This is a genomic window from Pseudomaricurvus hydrocarbonicus (genome assembly GCF_011602365.1).
Classification (GTDB): domain Bacteria; phylum Pseudomonadota; class Gammaproteobacteria; order Pseudomonadales; family Cellvibrionaceae; genus Pseudomaricurvus; species Pseudomaricurvus hydrocarbonicus.
Genome location: NZ_JAAONZ010000006.1, coordinates 59641 through 82728 on the forward strand (window position 1 = coordinate 59641; position 23088 = coordinate 82728).

18 protein-coding genes are annotated in these 23088 nt (G+C 52.6%); 12 read left to right on the top strand and 6 right to left on the bottom strand.

The window, feature by feature from the left end:
• Positions 1 to 86 precede the first annotated feature (86 nt).
• From cofG to G8770_RS10090, 12 genes are all read left to right on the top strand, one after another.
• Positions 87 to 1205 carry a 7,8-didemethyl-8-hydroxy-5-deazariboflavin synthase CofG gene (cofG, locus tag G8770_RS10035; protein ID WP_167185660.1) on the top strand — a complete coding sequence of 373 codons (1119 nt, stop codon included), beginning with the start codon at positions 87 to 89 and terminating at the stop codon, positions 1203 to 1205.
• A 9-nt stretch (positions 1206 to 1214) separates the two neighbouring features.
• Positions 1215 to 2417 (top strand): 5-amino-6-(D-ribitylamino)uracil--L-tyrosine 4-hydroxyphenyl transferase CofH, encoded by a 1203-nt coding sequence (cofH, locus tag G8770_RS10040; protein ID WP_167185663.1) that lies wholly within the window; start codon positions 1215 to 1217, stop codon positions 2415 to 2417.
• Positions 2417 to 3394: a 2-phospho-L-lactate transferase gene (cofD, locus tag G8770_RS10045; RefSeq protein ID WP_167185666.1), complete on the top strand. Its 978-nt coding sequence runs from the start codon at positions 2417 to 2419 to the stop codon at positions 3392 to 3394. Before cofH ends, cofD begins: the two co-directional genes overlap by 1 nt.
• Entirely contained in the window at positions 3391 to 4008 is a 618-nt protein-coding gene (cofC, locus tag G8770_RS10050) for a 2-phospho-L-lactate guanylyltransferase (protein ID WP_167185668.1), read from the top strand. Before cofD ends, cofC begins: the two co-directional genes overlap by 4 nt.
• Positions 4008 to 4778 carry a coenzyme F420-0:L-glutamate ligase gene (gene cofE / locus G8770_RS10055; protein WP_167185671.1) on the top strand — a complete coding sequence of 257 codons (771 nt, stop codon included), beginning with the start codon at positions 4008 to 4010 and terminating at the stop codon, positions 4776 to 4778. The genes cofC and cofE overlap by 1 nt, the downstream gene beginning before the upstream one ends.
• Positions 4775 to 5440, top strand: a complete 666-nt coding sequence (gene npdG, locus G8770_RS10060; protein ID WP_167185674.1) for an NADPH-dependent F420 reductase — start codon at positions 4775 to 4777, stop codon at positions 5438 to 5440. Before cofE ends, npdG begins: the two co-directional genes overlap by 4 nt.
• A gap of 63 nt (positions 5441 to 5503) precedes the next feature.
• Positions 5504 to 6508 carry a TIGR03842 family LLM class F420-dependent oxidoreductase gene (locus G8770_RS10065; RefSeq protein ID WP_167185677.1) on the top strand — a complete coding sequence of 335 codons (1005 nt, stop codon included), beginning with the start codon at positions 5504 to 5506 and terminating at the stop codon, positions 6506 to 6508.
• 41 nt (positions 6509 to 6549) lie between these two features.
• Positions 6550 to 7365 (top strand): LysR family transcriptional regulator, encoded by an 816-nt coding sequence (locus G8770_RS10070; protein ID WP_167185680.1) that lies wholly within the window; start codon positions 6550 to 6552, stop codon positions 7363 to 7365.
• Positions 7366 to 7572: 207 nt separating this feature from the next.
• Positions 7573 to 9021 carry a dihydropyrimidinase gene (hydA, locus tag G8770_RS10075; protein WP_167185683.1) on the top strand — a complete coding sequence of 483 codons (1449 nt, stop codon included), beginning with the start codon at positions 7573 to 7575 and terminating at the stop codon, positions 9019 to 9021.
• A gap of 45 nt (positions 9022 to 9066) precedes the next feature.
• Complete coding sequence (locus G8770_RS10080; protein WP_167185686.1) at positions 9067 to 11385, top strand: TonB-dependent receptor; 2319 nt, start codon at positions 9067 to 9069, stop codon at positions 11383 to 11385.
• A gap of 288 nt (positions 11386 to 11673) precedes the next feature.
• Positions 11674 to 12912: a Zn-dependent hydrolase gene (locus tag G8770_RS10085; protein ID WP_167185689.1), complete on the top strand. Its 1239-nt coding sequence runs from the start codon at positions 11674 to 11676 to the stop codon at positions 12910 to 12912.
• 73 nt (positions 12913 to 12985) lie between these two features.
• Positions 12986 to 14509 carry an NCS1 family nucleobase:cation symporter-1 gene (locus G8770_RS10090; RefSeq protein ID WP_167185692.1) on the top strand — a complete coding sequence of 508 codons (1524 nt, stop codon included), beginning with the start codon at positions 12986 to 12988 and terminating at the stop codon, positions 14507 to 14509.
• Between the two features lie 222 nt (positions 14510 to 14731).
• Here G8770_RS10090 and G8770_RS10095 read toward each other — a convergent pair whose 3' ends face one another.
• From G8770_RS10095 to G8770_RS10120, 6 genes are all read right to left on the bottom strand, one after another.
• Positions 14732 to 16498 (bottom strand): FAD-dependent oxidoreductase, encoded by a 1767-nt coding sequence (locus G8770_RS10095; protein WP_167185695.1) that lies wholly within the window; start codon positions 16496 to 16498, stop codon positions 14732 to 14734.
• Between the two features lie 72 nt (positions 16499 to 16570).
• Positions 16571 to 16900, bottom strand: coding sequence for a 2Fe-2S iron-sulfur cluster-binding protein (locus tag G8770_RS10100; RefSeq protein WP_167185698.1), 330 nt, complete (start codon positions 16898 to 16900; stop codon positions 16571 to 16573).
• 88 nt (positions 16901 to 16988) lie between these two features.
• Entirely contained in the window at positions 16989 to 19310 is a 2322-nt protein-coding gene (locus G8770_RS10105; protein WP_167185701.1) for a TonB-dependent receptor, read from the bottom strand.
• Between the two features lie 226 nt (positions 19311 to 19536).
• On the bottom strand, positions 19537 to 20382 hold the full coding sequence (locus G8770_RS10110; protein WP_167185704.1) for a glucose 1-dehydrogenase: 846 nt from the start codon (positions 20380 to 20382) through the stop codon (positions 19537 to 19539).
• Between the two features lie 31 nt (positions 20383 to 20413).
• Positions 20414 to 21733: a cytochrome P450 gene (locus G8770_RS10115; protein WP_167185707.1), complete on the bottom strand. Its 1320-nt coding sequence runs from the start codon at positions 21731 to 21733 to the stop codon at positions 20414 to 20416.
• Positions 21734 to 21853: 120 nt separating this feature from the next.
• Positions 21854 to 22990, bottom strand: a complete 1137-nt coding sequence (locus G8770_RS10120) for a helix-turn-helix domain-containing protein (RefSeq protein ID WP_167185710.1) — start codon at positions 22988 to 22990, stop codon at positions 21854 to 21856.
• Positions 22991 to 23088 lie beyond the last annotated feature (98 nt).

Below are 23088 nucleotides of genomic sequence, written 5' to 3' on the forward strand. Positions count from 1 at the left end.
AGACAGGTTTTATTTTGGTGCACAACCATAAAACTCGAACAATTTGTGTGTTTTTTTGGTGCACACCAAGACCAAGGTGATTACTGATGTTAAATAACAAGCACTGGTACGACATGGAGTTTGCAGACTCAGAAGATCTGCATGCGCTCATACTCGAAGCAGGAAAAGTCAGAGACAGTTACTGGGGTGACACCGTCACTTATTCGAGAAAAGTGTTTGTTCCGCTAACCAATATGTGTCGGGATGAATGTGGATACTGCACATTTGTGAAACACCCGGACAATCCTGCGGCTAACATTATGACGTTATCATCGGTGTCGGAGACTTTGCGCGCGGGAGACCAACTGGGTTGTAAGGAGGCACTGTTCAGCCTGGGAGAAAAGCCAGAATTACGGTATCCAAAAGCTGCAAACATGCTCAATGCTTTGGGGTATGTACGCATGCTCGACTACTTGCGCGACATGTGTGAATTCACCTTGCGGGAAACCAACCTGATTCCACATGTGAATGCAGGAACCTTAACCGAAACAGAAATCAAACAATTAAAACCTGTCTCTGCCAGCATGGGAATGATGCTCGAAAGTTTGAGCATGCAGTTGATGCGCCGCGGTGGACCGCATTATCGCTGCCCGGATAAATCTCCAAAACTGCGGCTGCAAACTCTCGAAAATGCCGGCAAACATCAGGTGCCGTTCACCACCGGCCTGCTCATTGGCATTGGTGAAACCTGGCAGGATCGAATTGATGCGCTGTTGGCCATCAATGACATTCACCGTCAACACGGCCATATTCAGGAAGTGATCATTCAGAACTTTAAGGCCAAGCCCGGCACCGCCATGGCGAGCGTCATAGAACCTGATATTGACGAGATGCTGAAAACACTGGCCGTCGCCAGACTGCTACTGGACCCGTCGATCAGTCTTCAGGCACCCCCCAATTTACAGCAGCATCACAGCGATTACCTGGCGGCAGGCATCAATGACTGGGGCGGAATTTCACCACTGACTCAAGACTTCATCAATCCGGAATGTGCCTGGCCCAACATTGACACACTGGCGGAGAGCTGTACCGCCAAGGGTTTTCAGTTACGCGAAAGACTCACCGTTTACCCGGACTATCTCACCTCTGAGTATGTTGATGCTTCCATCATTAACCGGCTTATTGCCAGCGCTGATGTCAGCGGCCTGGTTACCACTTTCAGCTAAGGGCTCAATATGATTATTAACCTATCCAACATAGCGACGCCTATTGCCAAAATTCTCGATTCGGTCCTCTGCGGCAGCGAGTTGACCGAACAAGATGCGACAGCACTGCTGCAGTGTGATGGCAAAGAGCTCAAAGCGGTCATGGATGTGGCCCATTCCCTGCGTCTGAAAACCAATGGCAAGACCACCAGTTACGTGGTCACACGCAACATAAACTTTACCAACGTTTGTTACATGGCCTGCCGGTTTTGCAATTACGGTAAAGCCAAAGACGATGCCTCGGCAGAATTGTTATCGCTTAATGAAATAGTCGCACGCGCCTCGCAAGCCCATCAACGTGGCGCTACCGAGGTTTGCATTCAAGGTGGTCTGCACCCGGACATTTCGCCGTATTTCTACCGGGATATCGTCCAGGCGATTAAGAACGAACTGCCCGAGTTGCACATTCACGCTTTCTCCCCCTTTGAAATTTACTATGGCGCTCGTAAAAGCCGCACCAGCTATGTTGATTTTCTGGCGGATCTGAAACAGGCCGGCCTGGGGTCGGTTCCAGGGACTGCGGCAGAAATCCTGGATACCCAGGTGCGTCAACGCTTAACCAAAAACAAGCTGTCTACACAGGCCTGGTTAGAAATCATTGAAGCCGCTCACCAGGTCGGTCTCGCGTCCACCGCCACCATGATGTACGGCCATGTGGACTCAGCACACCACTGGGCTGATCATATGGTGCGAATTCGCGAATTGCAGAAGCGCACCGGCGGTTTCACCGAATTTGTACCGCTGGGATTCATACACTACGACTCACCGCTCTACCTTGAGAGCACTGACGTGCGCCCCGGCCCTACGCGTCGTGAGCACATGGCCATACACGCCGTGGCGCGCATTCTGTTTCATGGCCACATCGATAACATTCAGGCGTCCTGGGTCAAGCTGGGGCCTCAATTGGCGATGGAATCTCAAGCTTATGGGGTCAATGATCTCGGCGGAACCTTGATGAATGAAAGCATTTCCCGTGCAGCCGGAGCACTTTACGGTCAGGAAGTGACCGCCGATGAAATGCAAAAGATGATTCGCTCTGCCGGGTATTTACCACGCCAGAGAACCACCCTGTATGGTGATGCCGCCAGCATAAATGAGGCCTGCCCGGATAAACCGTTAGAACAACGAAGTCCCTGGCAGCAACAACAGATCCCCGTGTGGGAGGTGGCCTGATGTCCTCCCTGACAGGATCGATTACGTTGTTAACGGGCGGCGCCGGCGGTGCAAAGTTGGCCGAAGGGTTAACACTTCTGTTACCGCCGGAGCAGTTAACGATTGTGCCCAACATTGGCGATGATGACCGCTTCCATGGCCTTTGGGTCTCACCGGATGTCGACACCTTGCTCTATACGCTGGCCAACGACATTGATCGCGAACAGGGTTGGGGCTTGAGAGCAGACAGCTATCACCTGCTGGCGCGCCTGGCCGAACTGGGACAGCCCACCTGGATGCAACTCGGCGATAGAGATATAGCCACTCACCTGATAAGAACCATGCTGCTGGCTCAGGGCCAGGATGCGCAACAAGTAACCACCTATCTGGCGCGTCAACTGGGTATTGATGCCAACATTGTGTTACCCAGTCGGGCCACCGTCCAAACCCGTGTGCACACAGCGTTGGGGGAGCTGTCGATGGAGTCCTACTTTGTACAGCACGGCGCCAAACCCGCGGTGCAAAAAGTCGAATTTGTGGGTGAGGGGCTATCGCAGCCTAACAGCGCCTGCCTGGAGGCCATCGACAACTCACAGCTTATTCTGATTGCCCCCAGTAATCCGCTGCTCAGTATTGCCCCGACACTACAGGTAACAGGCATTCGTCAATCACTGCTCAACAGCTCAGCTGCCAGAGTCGCGGTGTCGCCCATTATCGGCGGAAAAACGGTAAAAGGACCCGCCTGTGAAGTGATGGCCGCCTGTGGTTACTCACCCACAGTAACAGGCGTCGCCGAGTTTTATCACGGTTTAATCGACGCACTGGTTATTGATCATGCCGATGCCGCCCAGGTACGAGACATAGAACGCATGGGTATCAAAGTCCTGCTCACCGACACACTCATGCCCACGGTAGCCAGCCGCATCAACCTGGCTGAAAAAATACTGTCGTATGTTGACGTCACCTTTGTGCAGCACAAGCGGCGGGTGGTGGCATGATGCCTCGAATCAATATTGTGATTCCCGTTAAAAGCTTTCAACTGGCCAAGTCCAGACTCAGTCCTGTGCTCACGTCGCTGTCGAGACAGCGGTTAATGCAGAATCTGTTTCTTAACAACCTGTTGTTTTTACAAAAGCATTTCCCGCTTTGCCACCTGTTGGTGGTGACGCCGGACAAGGTTGCCGCGCAATGGTCACGTGAACGTGACGTAACCGTGTTGCTGGAAGACCAGTGTGACGGCTTAAACGCTGCGATTGAAAAAGCGACTCGCTGGAGTGTGGAGAGAAACTTCGATACTCAAGTGGTGTTTTTTGCCGATATCGCCCGGCCACAACCGTGCGATCTAAACCAGTTACTTTCACGGGCTGGCCCATCCAATTGTCTGCTCGCAGTGCCTGCCATGGACGGGGGCACCAATGTGTTGTTGTCGACACCGCCGTCAATCACCCCCGCGATCTTTGGGGAAAACTCTTACCGGCGCCTGCAAGTTCATGCCGAAAAACACCACATTGAGTTCAATGGCTTGAACCTGCCAAGCCTGGCTCTAGACGTCGACCGTCCATCCGATTTATCGGTGGTCCGTGCAGATCAGGTGTGGGAGGTGGCCTCGTGATGCCGACCGCCAAGATGACCGCACTTGCAGAGATACCGGAAATACAGTCAGGGGACTGCCTGGGTGACATCATTGCTACCGCCCTGTGTGCCAATAATTTTACCTTAACGCCATCGACGATTTTGGTCATCGCGCAAAAGATTATTTCCAAGGCGGAAGGCCGAAGCGTAAAACTGACCGACATCAAAGCCAGTCATCAGGCTGAAGAACTGGCCGAAAAAACCGCCAAGGATCCGCGTAAAGTGGAAATGATTCTTCGGGAAAGCGACGCCATTGTGCGCGTTCGTGAAGCCGACGCTAACGGCCGAGGCAGCGTGATCATCACTCGAACGCACGCCGGTTTTGTGTGTGCCAATGCCGGAATTGATGAAAGCAACCTTGAGGAAGGCCACTTGCTGTTACTGCCGGTGGACGCTGATCGCAGCGCACAACAGCTGGCAGAAGATCTCGAAACCAAATTGGGTGTGAAGCCGGGTGTGGTTATCACAGACACTTTCGGTCGCCCCTGGCGCAACGGTTTGGTGAACGTCGCCATAGGCACCGCCGGGGTTCCCCCGATTGTTGACCAGTGTGGCGAAACCGATGCCTGGGGTCGAACGCTGTCTGTCACTCAACCGGCTTTTGCCGATGAACTGGCGGCTGCTTCGGGCTTGTTGATGGGCAAGGCGGATCGTACACCGATCATTATCTTTGAAGGGCTGGACTGGCAACCGCGGCAGGCTGGCATACATGAACTGGTAAGAAATCAAAAAGAGGATCTATTTGCATGACTGTAGCAATCATTGGAGGAACCGGACCACAGGGTCGTGGCCTTGCACTGCGTCTGGCCAAAGCAGGCATCGCCTGTGTACTGGGGTCTAGAGATAACCAGCGAGCAGCGGAAGTTGCGGCCGACTTGTGTCGGCAATTATCAACCGATCTCATCTCGGGGAATTCGAACGAAGAAGCCGTAGGTCTCAGTGACGAGTTGGTGGTCATTGCTGTGCCGTTCAGTGCTCATGAATCAACCCTGGTGGCTCTGCGCGATCATCTGCTCGGCAAAACCGTGGTTGATATTGTGGTGCCACTGGCCGATGGCGACCCCAAAGCGGTAGACATGCCCGAACAGGGCTCGGCAACCGAGCAAGCACAAGCCGTTTTGGGTGACACCATCGATGTGGTGGGAGCATTACATAATGTCTCTGCCCATCAACTGTCCAAACTGGATGAAGCCATTAACTGTGACATTTTGGTGTGTGGCAATTCTCTGGCTGCACGCAACAAGGTGATTGATGTATTGCAGACCGCCGGGATGACGGCATTAAATGCGGGGCCGGCAAGCAGTGCACGCTGCATTGAAGCCATTACCCCCATCCTCATCCGCCTAAACATTTCCAAGTCTTACCCCTATAAACATGTGGGGATCAGGATCGCGCCACCGCAGGCGGTGTAAACCGATTACCGTTTAACCTTAATTTTTTATCGTCATACAGTTTAAATTGTCAGGAGTTTTATTGTGGAATTTGGTATTACGTTTAAAGGCTTCGTCAGCCCTGATCGCGCTCGTTATTTGGTCCGCCAGGCGGAAACATCCGGGTTCAGTTATTGCTGGTTTTACGACTCGCATATTTTATGGCGTGAGTGTTATCCGGCGATTGCCATGTGTATGGAGCACACCAAGACCATGAGGTTCGGCCCTTGTGTGACCAACCCCAAGGCGCGGGATTGGTCCCTGGCGGCCAGTTTGTGGGGCAGTCTGGCGTTGCAGAGTGGCGGCCGTATTGATGTCGGGCTAGGACGAGGCGACAGTTCTGTGCGGGTGATGGGCAAAAAGCCGGCAACCATTGCACAAATGACGGAGTTCACCCAAAAAGTGAAAGCCATGATCCGCGGCGAAGAAGTGTCCTATGGCGAATGCCCCGAGCCGGTGAAGTTTCCCTGGGCAACGGGTTATGAATTGCCCATATGGATCGGCGCCTACGGACCCAAAGCCCTGCAAGCGGCTGGTGAAGTTGGCGATGGGGTCATTTTGCAAATCGGTGAGCCCGAGTTACTGCGCTGGTTTTCCCAGCAGTGTTTCAATGCGGGCGAAGCCGCTGGCAGAGACATGTCTAACTTTAAGGTCCAGGCTGCGGCACCTGCGTATTTCGGCAGCAAAGAAGACTGTATCGAAGCGACCAAATGGTTCCCGGCCATGGTGGGTAATCACGTGGCGGATATCGTTGAGAAGTACGGCGCAGATAACCCGGATATCCCCTCCAGCTTAACGTCATATATTGAAAATCGTCGCGGCTACGATTACTCCAAACACGGCCAAAGTGATAATCCATACCTGGATTTCATTACTCCAGACATTGTCGACAGCTTTTGTGTACTCGGTACTCCGGATGATCATATTGCCAAGCTGCAGACCATGCAAAAAGCCGGCGTGACTCAATTCAATATCTATCTCGATAACGGTGATGAAGAAAACATCATTGCCCAATACGGCAAACACGTGATTCCCGCCATTAATGGCTAAGCGATCCAACCACAGGGGCTTCTGAACAGGAGGACTGATCAATGACCAAGGCCTTAAGAAATGTCAGTGATTCCGAAATCAAGTTATTGAGCATCTTCCACAGGGTGGTTGCTCGCGGCGGTCTGTCCGCTGCCGAACTTGATCTGAACATTGGCAGGTCAACGATCAGCCGACACCTCAAAGATCTGGAGGTGCGTTTGGGAGTTACCCTGTGCCAGCGGGGCAGTGCCGGTTTTGCTTTAACTCGGGAAGGAAAGGAAATCTATCAGGCCTCAATTGAGTTATTTGAGGCGATACATCGGTTTAAATTGAAAGCCAACGATATCCAGGAAAACCTGTCCGGGGTGTTAAAGATTGGTTTGTGCGACAAGGTCATGGGGAATCCCAACAATCATGTCGCCGCGGCCTTGCGCAGCTTTGTGCGCAGTTACCCCGATATCCGTATCGATATACACACTCAGCAACTGAACTTTGTCGAGGCGGCAGTTATCTCTGGCGAATATCACCTCGGCGTTGTCCCCATACACCGGGAAACCTCATCGCTGGAATACGAATCACTGTTTCTGGAGAGCATGAGCCTCTATTGTGGACGGGATCATGTGCTGTTCGGCAACACCTCAGACATTCCCATCGACACTATCCGAAAAATGAGGTTTGCCGCGATGGACGTGAATTCGCCCAATCAACAGATCTTTGAACGCCTTGAACTTCCCCGCTCAGCCATTGCTCATGAACAGGAGGGTATCGCGCTACTGATACAGACCGGTGAATACCTTGGTTTTCTACCGGATCATTACGCCAAAACCTTTGTACAGGACGGCATCATGAAAGTCGTACACAGTGATCGTTGTCGCTAACGTTGTGAGTTTTCTGCGGTCTATTCAAAATCACATCGACCCAGTCGCATTACCGCAGAATTTATTACTCATCTGTTGAATTCTCACCAGACGACACTTTCGCCTCTTAAACATGTTTCTTCGCAATGAAACATTGGGTAGACGAATATGGATTTACTCGTTGACGGGTAAAAAATATAGTTAATTTAAAATAAGTCGGATTACGTTATGGCTCTATTAATTCAAGGTGGCACTGTCGTTAACGAAGACCTGTCTTTTATCGCCGATGTACTCTGTGAAGACGGCAAGATCGTCGCCATCGGAGAAAATTTATCCACTGCAGCAGACGTAGAAATTGTCGATGCGCAAGGGTGTCTGGTGATGCCTGGTGGCATAGATCCGCACACCCACATGGAACTGCCGTTTATGGGCACGGTGGCCAGTGACGATTTTTACTCAGGCACACGCGCAGGGCTGGTCGGTGGCACCACCACCATTATCGATTTTGTGATTCCCAATCCGCAACAGGATATTTTGGAGGCCTATCACCAGTGGCAGAAAAAAGCTGAAAAAAGTGTTGCTGATTACAGTTTTCACGTGGCCATTACCTGGTGGGACGACAGTGTCAGCGAGGCCATGGGCGTGCTGGCACAAGAACACGGAGTCAACAGCTTTAAACACTTTATGGCCTACAAGAATGCCATCATGGCCGATGATGAAGTCTTGATTAATTCGTTCAAGCGCGCCCGTGAGTTAGGTGCCATCTGTACGGTGCACGCCGAAAATGGCGAGCTGGTATTCCGCCTGCAACAGGATGTGTTGGAAATGGGCATCACCGGCCCCGAGGGGCACCCACTGTCTCGGCCACCGGAAGTCGAGGGCGAAGCGGCCAACCGGGCCATTGAAATTGCGCATTTGATGAATGTGCCCATCTATCTGGTGCACACCTCTTGCCAACAATCGGCGGATGCCATTGCCCGCGCCCGCGCCAATGGTCAAAGAGTGTATGGCGAAGTGCTGCCTGGGCACCTGCTGCTGGATGACAGCGTTTACCGTGATCCGGACTGGTCTTTCGCTGCGGCTCATGTCATGAGCCCGCCCTTCCGACCCGCCGGACATCAAGAGCATCTGTGGAAAGCACTGCAAGCGGGAAATTTACACACCACCGCCACCGACCACTGTTGTTTTTGTGACCCTCAAAAGCGCAATGGTGTCGATGACTTTACCAAGATTCCCAATGGCACTGGCGGCGTTGAAGATCGAATGCACGTTATGTGGCATCACGGTGTCAATAGCGGTCGCCTGACCGAAAACGAATTCGTCGCGGTCACGTCAACCAACGCGGCAAAGATATTTAACCTCTATCCTCGTAAGGGTGTGATTCGAGTTGGCAGTGATGCGGATCTGTTGGTCTGGGATCCCAAGGCCAGCCGCACCATTTCAAAGGAAACTCATCACCAGAACGTGGACTTCAACATCTTTGAAGGCATGAACGTTCAGGGGATTAACACAGTCACCATCAGTCAGGGAGAAGTGGTATTCCGTGACGGTGAAATCAAGGTTGAAAAAGGCCGCGGCCGCTATCTCAAGCGTCCGCTGTTTTCGGCCGACCACTTAGCATTACAAAAATACAGCGCTCAGAGACTTTCAAAGCCGACCATAAGAGAACCATCATAATCACGGCTATTTAAAATTTCTATTCAACATCTTGGGGAAAACTCGATGAACATTAAGCGCAACAGTATGTTAAGAAAATCCATTCTCAGTCTCGCTGTGATGGCCTCTGGTTCAAATGTCCAGGCGGCTTTGCTGGAAGAAATTGTCGTTACCGCTCAAAAGCGTGAACAGATTGCCAGTGATGTGGGTATCGCGGTTACCGCGTTTAGCGGTGAACAGATGAAGGCGCTGGGGCTTGAATCCAGCACTGACCTGATTGCATTTACACCCGGTGTGTCACTGGCTGGCGATATTGGCGGCCAGCGCGCCATTTTTAATATTCGTGGTGTGGTGCAAAATGACTATGCGGATCTGGCCGAAGCGCCGGTCGCGGTCTACGTTGACGGGGGCTATCTGGCCAGTACTCAGGCGCAGACCTTTGGCCTGTTTGATATTGAGCGGGTTGAGATCCTCAAAGGACCCCAGGGAACACTGTTTGGTCGCAATGCAACCGGTGGCCTGGTCAATACAGTGACCGCACGTCCGACGGAGGAAACCGAAGGCTATGTGGAATTTACCCACGCCAGTTTCGATCAATACCGACTGGAGACCGCAATCTCGGGCGCGATAACCGACGGCGTTCGTGGTCGCCTGTCAATGTTGGGCAACCAGCAGGGCGAAATTCTGGACAACGTTTACCAAAACGGCGTTGCGCCCGATACTCGTGAAGGCTCTGTGGGTGGCGGTGAAGATGGTTACAACGACGATACCAAGGCCATCCGTGGCCAGCTGGAATTTGATGTGGGTGATAAAGGCAACTTACTGTTAAGTGCCAACTGGGCCAAGACCATTAAAAGTGAAGGTCCCTACCAGTTTGTCAATACCACCGAAGTCAAAGACGCTGCCGGCAACGTGATCGATGTTATCTACGCCAAGGATGACGCCTTAGGGTGTGACACCATTCAGGTGGGCAGCTGTATCGACGGCAATTTTAACGGCGATCCAAACCGTCCGGTTCAGGGTGGGGATTTTAACGGCAATATCGATCCCGACGGCTCAGGCGAAAAAGTGAATAAAGATTTCGCGTTTGATGATCAGAATGAAATCGAGTCCAAAGGCTTTGCCGCAACGTTTACCTATGACTTTGATAATGTCGAATTCTTCTCGATGACCGATTACAAGTCCTTCAGTCGAGTCATTGGTCTGGATTCTGATCAGACGGCCTCACCAGAACTTATCTTTCAATCGGACGGGGATATTGACCAGTTCAGCCAGGAATTTCGTTTGTCGGGATCAACCCAGTCCACCAAGTGGGTGACCGGTGTGTACTACCTCAATATCGATACCGATTACCTGCAGGGGCTGGCGGGATCTCCTACGGCGTATTATCTGGGTGGACTTGAGCAGAACAGCGTCGTCGAAATGGAGACCGACTCCTATTCCATTTTTGGTCAGATGGATTATTCGCTGTCGGATTCTTTGGTTTTGGTCGCCGGTGCCCGGTTTGTTCAAGAAGATAAATCCATGCAAGGTGTGGTGTTAACCAACGCCAATACCAACGACCGTGACATTGAGGTTGACTACAGCGCGACACCATCCGAAACCTACGATGACGACAATAATCAAAATTTGTGGTCCACCAAGATCCAGCTTGAATACACCCCTAACGATGACAGCCTGTATTACATTGGTGTGAATCGCGGAGTCAAAGCGGGGAGTTTCAATGCGCCTTTGGGCGGAGGGTTTGGCAGTTATGATCCCGAGGAACTGTTAGCTTATGAAATGGGTGCCAAACTAACCTTCTGGGACGGCGCCGCGCGGTTGAATACCAGTATCTTCCATTACGACTACAGTGATTATCAATCCTTTTCCTGGGTAAACAATGCCGGTGTTGTGTTTAATGAGAAAGCCAAGTTTACCGGAGCCGAAGTCGAGGTGTTCCTGGCGCCAACCGATGGGTTGGACATCATGTTCGGTGCCTCCTACATTGATGCAGTGGTAGAGGATCTGGAGGTGGCTTCCGGTTATTTTGAAGACACGACACCGCCCTTTACCCCTGAATGGCAGGCTTCCGGGTTGATTCGCTATTCCTGGGACCTGACCTCAGGAAATCTGGCGGCTCAATTAAGTGGTTCTTATCAGTCGGAAACTTATCACAACGCTCGGAACTATACCGCCCACGAAATTGAAAGCCACTTTAAAGCCGATGCCCAACTGACCTGGAAAGATAACGACGGTAAGTGGAGTGTGATTGGTTTCGTTGATAATGTAACCGATTCAGACCATGAAATTATTGGTTTTGATGTATCCGGCTTCTATGGTAACTCACAAATATCTTACGCCAAACCCCGTACCTACGGCATAACCGTTAGACGCGATTTTTAACGAGTGTAAAGGCTGATCGTGATATATCAGCAATCAGTCTTTATCGGTTTTCCCGTATCGTCAAATACGATGCCCTTCTCACCTGTTCAGATTCTATCTGAGCAGGTTTTTTATTTTTAAAAAAAGTAAACACAAACTTTTAATGGTCAATGTTAGTGCTCCTATCTTTTTTGTGTTCCATGTCGGTGCAAAAAAATAATCTTTTTTGGATCCTAACAATTGTTCTTGACGCTAAAAAAAAATCATCAATAACCTGACCAAATAGACAGGTTTAATCGAGGTAGTTTTATGAACAACAATGAATTATTGGTGAGCGGTGAAAGACTGTGGCAAAGCCTGATGGAAATGGGAAAAATCGGCGCCACCGAAAAAGGCGGGTGTAATCGTTTAGCCCTGACGCAGCTCGACAAACAAGCCCGGGATTTATTTTGTCAGTGGTGCGAGGCGGTAGGCTGCACCATCAGCGTCGACAAAATGGGCAATATTTTTGCGCGCCGCGAAGGCCTTGATAATTCTCTTGGTGCGGTCTGTACGGGTAGCCATTTGGATACACAGCCTACCGGTGGAAAATTTGATGGCGTTTTTGGGGTCCTGTCCGGGGTAGAAGTTTTACGCACCCTGCATGATCTCAATATTCAAACCCGCGCACCGATCGAAGTGTCGGTATGGACCAACGAAGAAGGTTCACGCTTTCAGCCGGCCATGCAGGGCTCGGGCGTATACGTTGGCCGCTTCAACCTGGAAGAGGAGTGGGCGAAAACAGACGTAGACGGCCACACGGTCAAGCAGGCACTGGAAGACATTGGTTATCTCGGCGACCAGGAAATCGGCAGCCGTCATATTCAGGCTTTTTTCGAGGCGCACATCGAGCAGGGACCAATTCTCGAAGACGAAGACAAACAAATCGGCGTTGTGCGCCTGGGACAAGGTATTCGCTGGTATAACGTCACGGTGACAGGCCGTGAGTCGCACGCCGGATCCACACCCATGCACCTGAGGGCAGATGCGTTGGCCTCAGCCGCCAACATCATTGCCTACATTGAAGACATTGCCCAGGCGCACAAGCCCAACGGGCTGGCCACCACCGGCTTTATGCAGGTGTACCCCAACTCGCGCAATACCATCCCCGGCACCGTCACCTTCAGTGTTGATCTTCGCAACCCGGATGCTGAGGTGTTGGCCTCAATGGATCAGATGTTCAACGAGTACTGCGAGCAAATAGCCACTCAGCGGCAGGTCAACGTTGAAGTGGACCATTTCTGGTATTTCGCCCCGGTCACATTCAGCGCTTCCGACAACGTCAAAGTGGCGGCGCAAAAACTGGGGTACAGCCACATGGATATCTTTGCCGGTGCCGGGCACGATGCTTGCTACATGGCAGATATTGTTCCCTCAGGTATGGTGTTTACCCCCTGCAAGGACGGTATCAGCCATAACGAGATCGAATTCACTACGCCCGAGCAGTGTGAAGCGGGCTGCAATGTGCTCTTGCATGCCATGCTGGAAGTGGCCGAAGTGGTTGAGTAAGACAGTGTTGAAACCAAGTATGTTGAAAGCTAAGTTCGTTGAAAACTAAGCCCCATGTGACAGGTATCTGGTAATGAAAAATAAAGAAGAATTTTTAACTCTGGATCCTCGCCAGTCGCTGGATGCAGCCCTCTGGAATGATGACCTTGAACCCGCTCAGGCGTCTAAACGTACCTGGGGATGGCTACACATCTTTTCCCTGTGGGTGGGTATGGTGATTTCGGTCCCGGCTTACCTGTTGGCATCCGGGTTAATGCATGAAGGGATGTCCCCGCTGCAGGCCATTATCACCGTGTTGCTGGGCAATCTTGTGGTGCTGGTGCCGATGATTCTGATCGGCCACGCCGGTGCCAAATACGGGATACCGTTCCCGGTGTTATTGCGCTCCTCGTTCGGGACGGTCGGTGCACGCCTGCCCGGGGTATTGCGCAGTTTGGTTGCCTGTGGCTGGTTTGGCATTCAAACCTGGGTGGGCGGCTTTGCCATCTATCAAATCCTCAACGGGTTGTTCAGCGGCGCGTTTGTTGGTCAGCCGCTGCCGTTTATTGGCATCGATCCGGCGCAGCTGCTGTGCTTTCTGAGTTTCTGGGCACTGCAGGTGTACTTTATCGCCAAAGGGATGGAATCGATCAAGTGGCTGGAAACCTTTGCCGCGCCCTTACTGCTATTGATTGGTGTGGCCCTGTTTGTCTGGGCGTACACCAACACCGATGGCTTGAGTGGCACCTTTAGCCAGCCCTCCGCCTTCGTCACGGGCGGCGAGAAAGAAGGACAGTTCTGGTCGGTGTTTTGGCCGGGCTTAACCGCCATGGTCGGTTTTTGGGCCACCCTGTCGCTAAACATTCCCGACTTCACCCGTTTTTCCAAGAGTCAGAAGGATCAAATTATTGGTCAGGCTGCCGGGCTGCCCTTGCCGATGGCATTGCTGGGATTTGTGAGCGTGTCCGTGACCTCGGCGACCGTGGTTATTTATGGCGAGCAGATCTGGGACCCCGTGGATATCGCCGGTCGTATGGGCGGTCTGACGGCTCTGTTTGGTTTAGTGCTGTTGATTATTGCCACCATTACCACCAATCTGGCGGCCAACGTTGTCGCGCCAGCCAACGGGTTTTCCAACCTGGCCCCCAATAAAATCTCCTTTCGCAGCGGCGGTTTCCTCACCGCTGCACTGGGCATTGCCATTATGCCCTGGAAATTAATGGAGTCCGCGGGAGCCTATCTATTCGTTTGGCTGGTTGGCTACTCCTCGTTACTGGGCCCAATTGCCGGGATTCTGATTGCTGACTACTTCATTGTGCGCAAGTGTCGTTTGCAACTGCAGGCACTGTATCAACGCGGCGGTGCTTATGAGTATTCTCACGGCTGGAATTTAAAAGCGTTACTGGCCTTTGCGGTGGCCGTGCTGCCCAACGTTCCCGGTTTTCTGGTGGCCGGTGGAGTCATCGACTCAGCGCCGGCGATGTTCGTCGAACTCTATAACTACGCGTGGTTTGTGGGAGCACTGTTGGGTGGATTCCTTTACACCTTGCTGATGCGCTTGCCACAACTGGGTTCAGCGCAGGATACCCTCGCCACGGTACCCGCGAGCAGTGACTGACGTACCCGCTTAGCGACTGGGTAACCGCTTAAGTAACTGACGTTGCATGGTAAATGACGATCAAAGCCACTTAAAACGACTAAGCGTGAATCCGAGCGACTGATCGCAACTGAAAGAAGCGAAAAGAAACTTAAAAATACAGAAAGTATAGAAAGTACCGAAGAGAAATACTGGGAGTGACTGGCCGATGCGATCAGCCAGCCACTTCCAGAGACGTAACAGTTACGCCGTGATGGATGCCGGCGCGGTTGCACTGCCAGACGCAGCCTCGGAATCTTCTGCTGCCTTCGCCAACTTGCCCGCACGCTGGGCAATGTGATTGGCCGCCACGTAACCAAACGTCATGGCCGGCCCGATGGTCCCGCCCGCACCGGGGTAGAGATTACCAAATGGACTGCCGGCATTGTTGCCCGCCGCGTAAAGGTTGCCAATCGGCTGATCCTCACTGTTCACCACGCAACCATCGGCATTGGCTTTTAAGCCGCCCTTCGTACCCAGATCACCCAGGTTGATCGGTACTGCGTAATACGGCGCCTTGTTAATCGCACCCAGACACGGGTTGGGGCTCACATTGGCGTCGCCAAACATGCGATCGTAGTCATTGCTGCCGCGGCCAAACTCCGGATCGTCACCGCTGAGGGCGTATTGATTCATGTTGGCCACCACCGTTTTCAGCTTGTCGACCGGCAGGTGTACCTTGTGGGCCAGCGCTTCAACGCTGTCGGCCTTAAAGATGTAGTGATCCCAGTAGTCCTTGGGAATCATCCAGTCCGGGGAAATCAGGTTGGGCATAAAGCCACCGGCGGTAAATTTGGCCCTGAACTGTGCATCAAACACCAGCCAGCAGGGATTATTGGCGCCTGTCTTCTGGTGGTCGGCCACCATGGCTTCGCCGAACTCATCGTAGCTGCAGGCTTCGTCCACAAAACGATCACCGTTGCGGTTAACGCAGACGCTGTGAGGACGCCCCACATCAAACGCCGCCTGGTGAATTTCTTCAAAATTGGACGCTTTGGGCATCGGCATGTGCATGGTAGGAATCCACCAGCCGGCTTCGGTGTGTTCGGTGGCAGCTCCGGCGTTTAAGCCAGCGATCAATGCCTCACCGCGGTTGGCGTCTTCCGGCGTGCTGCTGTTGCGGGTCTGCCCCGGCACCGGCCAGTAGCGATCCCTCAGTTCCTGATTCCACTCAAAGCCACCGGCACAGAGCACGACCCCGTGACGGGCGATGATCTCATAAGGGCGGCCAAAATGACTGACTTTCACTCCGGTCACTTCTTCGCCGCGGACGATCAGCTCATCCAGGCGCGTCTCGAGTCGAACCTCAACCCCGCGATCAAACACCTTGCTATACACGTGGCCCATCAGCGCACCACCCTGAGTAAAGCGACGGTCCCGTTTCCCCAACATGCGGGTGCCGAGGTCCGACCAATAGCGCCAGGCCATTTTCAGGAACGTTTTGATCCAGCCCGGCGCCCGGGTAGAGATGGAAAAGAACTCCACCACATCCATGGCGTAGCGGTTAAACACTTTAAAGCGCGTGTACTGTTCGCGCATGTGCAGGAAGTGATCCCCCAGCTTTCGGCCGTCAAAGGTGTCACAGATGACCGAGCGGTCTCCGCGGGCACTGGGTGCATCGGCAAAATAATCCGGCCACGCCGCCGGCATCAGGGGAACGCCGACGGACTTGAGAAAATGGGCCATCTTCGGAGCCTGATCGACATACACATCCAGACGATCCCGCTGTACCTCGCTGCGCAGCAAATGATTGAGGTATTCCATGGTTTTTTCACGGCTGTCATCACTGGGCGTCAGCTGATGGTTGGGAAGCCACATCACCCCACCCGAGGTGGCCGAGGTGCCGCCGTATTTATGGGCTTTTTCAATGATTAACACCGACAGGCCAAGTTCCGCGGCCCGCAGTGCGGTCGAGGCACCCGCTGTACCGGAGCCCACCACGATCACATCATAGATTTCTGCTTCACTCATCTTTCACTCCGCGATAAACGTGCATGGCATTATTATTCCTGGAAGCCCTATAGCGGCTTCCGGTCATTGTTTTTATTCGGCGGGAACCACGGTCAGTCGCACACCGTCCAGTTCGGGCGACACCTGGATCTGACAGCACAACCGGCTGTTGTCCTGTTGTGCTTCTGTCACCATATCCAGCGTCATTTCTTCGATATCATCGGGTTTGCCCACCACATCCTGCCATTTCTCATCGACATACACATGACAGGTACCACAGGCGCAGCCACCCCCGCAGTCGCCCCAAATACCCTCGACGCCATTGTCTTTGGCGACGTTCATCAGTGACTCCCCGACGACGGCATCCTCAATAATTTTTTCGGTTCCGTCCGGTTCCACAAACGTAATGGTTACACCACTCATGCTCTACCTCTTTACTTACCCGGTTCTGCCGGGGGTTGTTTTAACAAAAAATTGGTTGGATTAGCTCGCTTGAGCTAACCCGGTTACGTTAATACTGATAAGACAATTCGACACCGTAAGTGCGTGGTTCACCCACCGCCGCGGCATTATGGCCCAGCGCGGCCGCCAGGGTCATGCCGCCGACAAAGTACTCTTCGTCCGCCAGATTTTTGCCGAACAGCACCGCCGAAAACTTACTGCCCATGATGCCATTCCAGCTCAGTCGAGAGTTCACCAGCTCATAGCTGGGCAGCTCGGTACCCGGCGCAATGGTGCCGGCAGCGTTGGAAAAATACTGCTCGCTCTGGGCATAGAGCTCGGTGTAAAAATTCACCTCGCCGAGGTCCTCGCCAATGGCGAAATTCAGGTTGGCGTAGATGCGTGCAGAGTGTTCAGGGGTATCACCGACAGGGCCATAACTGTAATCGTTGCCAAACAGGTTGACGTCGCCATCGGTGAATTCCGCATCCGTGTAGGCACCGGAGAAGCCAAGCTCCAACCAATCGGTGGGCATGATGGACGCTTCCAGCTCAATTCCCTGTACCACCAGTTCCGGTACGTTCGCGGTCACCGCAATCGAGGCCAGACCACCTGGGCCGTCGGGATCGGGGAACTCCACCCGCTGCACATCTTCAATCCACTGCTTGTACAGGGCAATGTTTAACATCGCCGGCCGATCAAACGCCAGACCGCGGAACTTAAGGCCCGCCTCCACGTCCTTGACATGTTCGGATTCGAATTTGTTGCCACCACCGGTCGCATCTACATCCACGGGCGGCGCCGCGCCATTAAAACCGCCGCTGCGGAAACTGCCACGGGTTTTCAGGTAAGTCAGCAATTCATCGGTGGCCTGATACTCCAGACCCACTTCCCAGCTGGGGTCTTCAAAACTTTCATCCTGATCCGGCGCACCATAGGTATAGGTGGCGGCCGGCAGTTGTTCGATGTCGACTTTTTCCCAGGTATAACGCACCCCGGTGGTGACCCGCAACCCATCAATGCCGGTCAACCCCGCCAGTTCATAGGTGCCCTGGGCGTAGACTGCGCGACTTTCATTGTTGATACGAAACGCGTTGGTCAGAGCGGACGCCGGGGATTCAAAATACGTCTGTGGCCACAGGGTATCGAAGCTGTAATCCTGCAAGTAGAGGCCGAGGATATAGGTGAACTGTCCATCCTCGGTGACACCCTGCAGCTGAATTTCATTGGACACCGAATCAGCATCGGTCTCATTGCCTGACTCGCCGGTGACAATGTTCGCCGTCAGAATAGTGGCAAAGGGAACCCCCAATTGCGGCTGTTCCGAATCGGTTTCAGCGTGAGAGACGCCAAGTATATTTTTCAGTGTCAGGTTTTCCGACAATTGATAACTGGTGGTATTGGTGACAATCCAGTCAGTGCCTTTGTGCTCTGCACTCCAGGGGTGCTGGGTTTTGTACAATCCCAACGACTCCTGGGCATCGACAAAGCCACTCAAAAACGAAGAACTGCAGTTGAGTATTGAGCAATTGGAATCGTAAATACTGTAAGGGTACGAGGCTCCGGTGTTGGTACCCCGCAAGCTGGAATACTGCATCACTGTGGTGTTTTCCAGGCTGTCGGTAGGCCGCCAGGTCAAAGAAACCCGGCCACTGGTGCGGTCAATATCCCCCAGATCATCACCATTAAACAGGTTTTCGATGTAGCCGTCTTTTTCCAGCGTGTTTACCGCTGCGCGCAGCAATAAAGTGTTGTCGATCAGCGGGATATTGAGCATGCCATCAATTTCCCGGGTATCGTAATTGCCCGCCCGCAGGGAGAGTGAAGCCCCCAGTTCGTCCTTGGGTGCGGCCGAGTTGAACAACACCGCACCACCGGTCGCATTGCGACCAAACAGTGTGCCCTGAGGACCTTTCAACACCTGCACCGACTCCAGATCGAACAGCGACGAGGAGCTGGCAATCGTCAGGGGCACATCATTAAAATAGGTCACCACCGCAGACGGTGAGCCACTGAATGTATCCGCAGTTTGACCGCGTATGGAATAGGTCAGCGAGTTGTTACCCTGAGTTTGACGGATGGTCAGACCGGGCACCGCCACCTGCAGATCTGAATCTGTGCGTACCTGACGCTGTTGCAGCTGATCAGCACTCATGGCGCTGATAGCAATAGGAACGTTGGCCAAACTCTCGTCGCGACGCCGCGCTGTGACGATGACTTCTTCCAGCGTCATGACATCTTCTTTTACCTCGCTTTGTGCCAACACACTGCCGGGTGACATGACAGTAATAAGCGCGATCGCTGAGCACAACTGACGCACGGTATTTTCAAGTTCAAATATTCTGCCAATACTCACACCGCTTGGTTGCATGTTTTTTATTGTCTTTTTCATGGCTCTCTTCTCTGCGTTGGTGAAGGATACTGTTTGCTTTTAATAGTTTTTTTAACAAGTATTTTTAACCGGCAGCCTCTTTTTTAACGACTACGTTGTGTTTTAACGACAACGCTGTGTTTTAACGGCTGCATTGTGCTTTAACCACTACCTTGTGATTTAACAGCTGCGTTGTATTTTTTTGTATTGCCTGCAAGGTTCAATTTCTAAAAGGTTGCACCTTACATTAATTGAATTCCGCCAGGGCCTGCGCCCGCGCTTCGACAATCTCTTTCAGGTGGTTCACCGGATCACCCGCGGTTAAGCCACCATCCACGGGCATGACGATACCGGTGACCTGGGCAGCCCGGTCGCTGGCCAAAAACAGGGCCGCCTGGGCCACATCCGAGGGTTTGCCGTGACGCTTGAGCGGCTGATTGGAATCCATCGCCGGCGACACCGCGGCCTTCACCTTGTCAATCTGTGCGTCGCTTAAACCGGGAATGGCAAACGACGTCAGTGGGCTGCGAATATGCCCGGGCGCCAGGCAATTGACACGAATCCCGTATTCCGCCAAGTCGATGGCGATGGACTTGGTGAACATGACCACGGCCGCTTTGGTGGAGCGGTAGGTCATGAGGGCATGCCCCGGTAGCAAACCGGCAATGGAAGCATTGTTGAGGATCACTCCACCACCGTGCCTGGACATATGACGACCGGCTGCCTGACTGCCTTTGATCACCCCGAACAGGTTGATGCCCACCACCTTGTCAAAATCAGAGAAGTCGTCCTCCAGAAAACGGTCATGCTGGGCACCCGAGATACCGGCATTATTGAACATGATGTGCAGGCCGCCGAATTCTTCAATGGCATAATCCACCAGTGCCTGCACTTCATCGGCGTTAGACACATCGGTGCGCTTAAAGCGCGCCGAAGCACCCAGTTCCGCCTCCATGGCTTTGCCGCGCTCTTCATTGATGTCGGCAAACACCACTTTGGCGCCCTCTTTGACGAACAATTCTACGGTTGCCTCGCCAATACCGCTGGCGCCACCGGTGACAATGGCGACCTTTCCTGCAAGTTCCTGACTCACGTGTACCTCCAAATTCTTATGATTATCTGACTTAGCGTTTGGTAAACGTGATCGGCAATGCCTCAATCGCGTGTGTGGCTACGGTTTTCTGATACTTCAGCTCTGCCACCGGCACCGTCAGCTGAATGTTGTGAACTTTCTTAATCAACTCTTTGGCCGCGACTTTAATTTCCATACGTGCCAGCGAGGCACCGATACAGCGGTGCACACCCACGCCGAAAGCCACGTGAGAGCCCAGGTTTTTACGCCCCATGTCAAACTGTCGGGGGCATTCAAACTTTTCTTCGTCGTCGTTGCCCGAGGCATACATCACCAACAGGTGTGCACCCTTCGGCAATTGTTGCCCACCCAGTTCGGTGTCTTCGGTGGCCATTTTTGCCAACCCGCGAACCGGCGGGGCAAATCGCAGCAGCTCTTCGACAAAGCGGTTGAGGTACTTGTCGTCCTCGACATTGTCGTAAAGCTCCTGCGCCAACTCGGGCTGGGTAGCCAGGATCAACAGCAAGTTGGTGATCGCCGTCGCCGTGGTGTCGTTGCCGGCAATGATCAGCGCCCGCACCAGGGAAACGGCTTCACCAAACGTTAGCTTGCTGCCATCGTCCAGCTCTGCGTGCACCAGATCGGAAATCATATCTTCCTTTGGATCGACCTCACGATCCTGCATCTGCTCGGTGATGAAATTCTGCAGATCACAAATTTCCTTCGCATTTTCAACCATTTCTTCACGATTTTGCATGCGGCCAATCTGGGCGGTAATGGCTTCAGACCAGCGGGAGATTTTCTCCCCATTAAACTGATCAATACCCAGTTGCTCGCAAATCACGGAAATTGTCAGGGGAATGGCAAACTCCCTGACGCCGTCAATCACTTCACCTTTATCAGCCTTATCGGCAATTTGATCCACCAGATCGGCAATAATACGGGTAATGCCAGGCTCCAGAGTTTTCACTCGGTGGGCCGAAAAAGCACCGTCCATTAACTTGCGAATGCGCGTGTGCTCCGGGGGATCACTCTTGATCACATCGGGAAAATAGCCGCCGCCCTGGCTCTCCAGAATCTGTTTGAACTCTTCAAAAAAGCCACTGGCGTATTGCGCCTCGTAACCCTGTTTGTCGGAAAACAGCAGTGGTTCGCGCAACACCTTGACGATGTCGTCGTAGCGAGTCACCAACCACATGCCCAGTTTTTCATCGTAATGCACTGGATCTTCGGTACGCATGGTCCAGTAAAAGTCCCGTGGATTGGCCTGAATGATCGGATCGGTCAGAGACGTCTCTTCCAGAGCCACTTTTTGACGGCCGGTAAATGGGCAGCCGCTGGAGGTCGGTGCTTGTGTTTCTTGGGTAGTCATTATGTCAATCTCGTTGTTAACTGTGTTATTGATTGCCAGTAGTTATATTGAAAAATTTTTACCACGTAGCCGTTTAAATGTATTGCCTGATAACTGTTTGACTGTATTGCCTGCTAGCCGTTATTGCAGGGTAGCGGCACTATTGCCCATAAAAAACTCGGTTTTACTTTCGTTTAGGTCTGCGGCTGACGACGCCCGCTCAGGGGACTGAGGCTGAACAGACGCAGCCTTGACGGGTGCCTTGTTCACAGAGGGTGGGTTGAGCGCAGCATCAGAGTGAACGTTTTCTCCATTCGTCAGGGCATCGGCACGGTATTCACGCGGCCCCTTACCAAATACGCGCTTAAACATACGACTGAAATGCGCAGGGCTTTTAAAGCCCACACGAAACGCAATTTCTGCAATCGAAATGTCGCTGGGCTTGGACGTTGCCAGCCAGCGGCTGGCGATCTTCAAACGCTCATCCCAGATGTGTTCAGAAAAAGACGTACCCTGCTGCTTGAGTAAAAAGGACAAATAACGGGGAGAAATACCACAGGCTTCTGACACCATGGAGGTGCTCAGTTTTGGATCCGACAGATGAATCTCAATATAACGCAGTACGGTTTCCAGTCGCTGTTCCGCAATGCTCTGGCGCTCTCTGATTAAATTGTCATAACCGGTAATGGAGTCCGCCAGTAAAGACAGGGCGCTGTTTAATAGAGACTGTTCGGTTCTGGGCTGAATTTCACCGTTATTCTCCAACACGCCGGTCAGCATATGTTCAATCAGTGAAAACATCTGGCCACCGGCAGGTACGGTAAATCCGGTGGTCACATCCTGGGGAATGAATTCACGAAACACATGCGAAGGCACCAATACATGCAGGACATCGTGCATTTCGTCTTCATCCGTAGAACACTCAATGGCAAACGGTGTCATGGACTTGGTAATGGCAAAATCACCCGCGTGCGCCACACCGTGTTCTCCGGAATGGGAGATGGTTAGGCTGCCCTGCTTGACAAACCACAACACGATTACATCCGTAGCATCTTTGCGAATGTGGTGCCAGGAGCGCTTAAAGCTCAACCGTGTTTTCGAACACAAGCGAATGATGGAGCTGGGGCCCACCGATTTTTTTTCCGCCCTGACATCTATGATGGAACCGGCTTCTATGGAGTAATCGCCCAGGTAGTATTCCTGATTGTCACCACCACGGTAGGCCTGCTGGCAGTCCTGATAGTTGTTTTTATCGAAGGCAAATAATGTTTCTGACATATCTGTACCTCTCTCGCGGTTGCATATTATTTAAGGGGGTTAGTTATTGTTATGCCTGTTTGTTATTGTTTATTCGCTCCGGGTGTCAGGATTTTCAC

Coding starts and splice junctions, on each gene's coding strand:
- hydA (WP_167185683.1), top strand. CDS start 7,573: ATGGCTCTATTAATTCAAGGTGGCACTGTCGTTAACGAAGACCTGTCT.
- G8770_RS10095 (WP_167185695.1), bottom strand. CDS start 16,498: ATGAGTGAAGCAGAAATCTATGATGTGATCGTGGTGGGCTCCGGTACA.
- npdG (WP_167185674.1), top strand. CDS start 4,775: ATGACTGTAGCAATCATTGGAGGAACCGGACCACAGGGTCGTGGCCTT.
- G8770_RS10100 (WP_167185698.1), bottom strand. CDS start 16,900: ATGAGTGGTGTAACCATTACGTTTGTGGAACCGGACGGAACCGAAAAA.
- cofE (WP_167185671.1), top strand. CDS start 4,008: ATGCCGACCGCCAAGATGACCGCACTTGCAGAGATACCGGAAATACAG.
- G8770_RS10080 (WP_167185686.1), top strand. CDS start 9,067: ATGAACATTAAGCGCAACAGTATGTTAAGAAAATCCATTCTCAGTCTC.
- G8770_RS10115 (WP_167185707.1), bottom strand. CDS start 21,733: ATGACTACCCAAGAAACACAAGCACCGACCTCCAGCGGCTGCCCATTT.
- G8770_RS10105 (WP_167185701.1), bottom strand. CDS start 19,310: ATGAAAAAGACAATAAAAAACATGCAACCAAGCGGTGTGAGTATTGGC.
- G8770_RS10085 (WP_167185689.1), top strand. CDS start 11,674: ATGAACAACAATGAATTATTGGTGAGCGGTGAAAGACTGTGGCAAAGC.
- cofH (WP_167185663.1), top strand. CDS start 1,215: ATGATTATTAACCTATCCAACATAGCGACGCCTATTGCCAAAATTCTC.
- cofG (WP_167185660.1), top strand. CDS start 87: ATGTTAAATAACAAGCACTGGTACGACATGGAGTTTGCAGACTCAGAA.
- cofC (WP_167185668.1), top strand. CDS start 3,391: ATGATGCCTCGAATCAATATTGTGATTCCCGTTAAAAGCTTTCAACTG.
- G8770_RS10090 (WP_167185692.1), top strand. CDS start 12,986: ATGAAAAATAAAGAAGAATTTTTAACTCTGGATCCTCGCCAGTCGCTG.
- G8770_RS10070 (WP_167185680.1), top strand. CDS start 6,550: ATGACCAAGGCCTTAAGAAATGTCAGTGATTCCGAAATCAAGTTATTG.
- cofD (WP_167185666.1), top strand. CDS start 2,417: ATGTCCTCCCTGACAGGATCGATTACGTTGTTAACGGGCGGCGCCGGC.
- G8770_RS10120 (WP_167185710.1), bottom strand. CDS start 22,990: ATGTCAGAAACATTATTTGCCTTCGATAAAAACAACTATCAGGACTGC.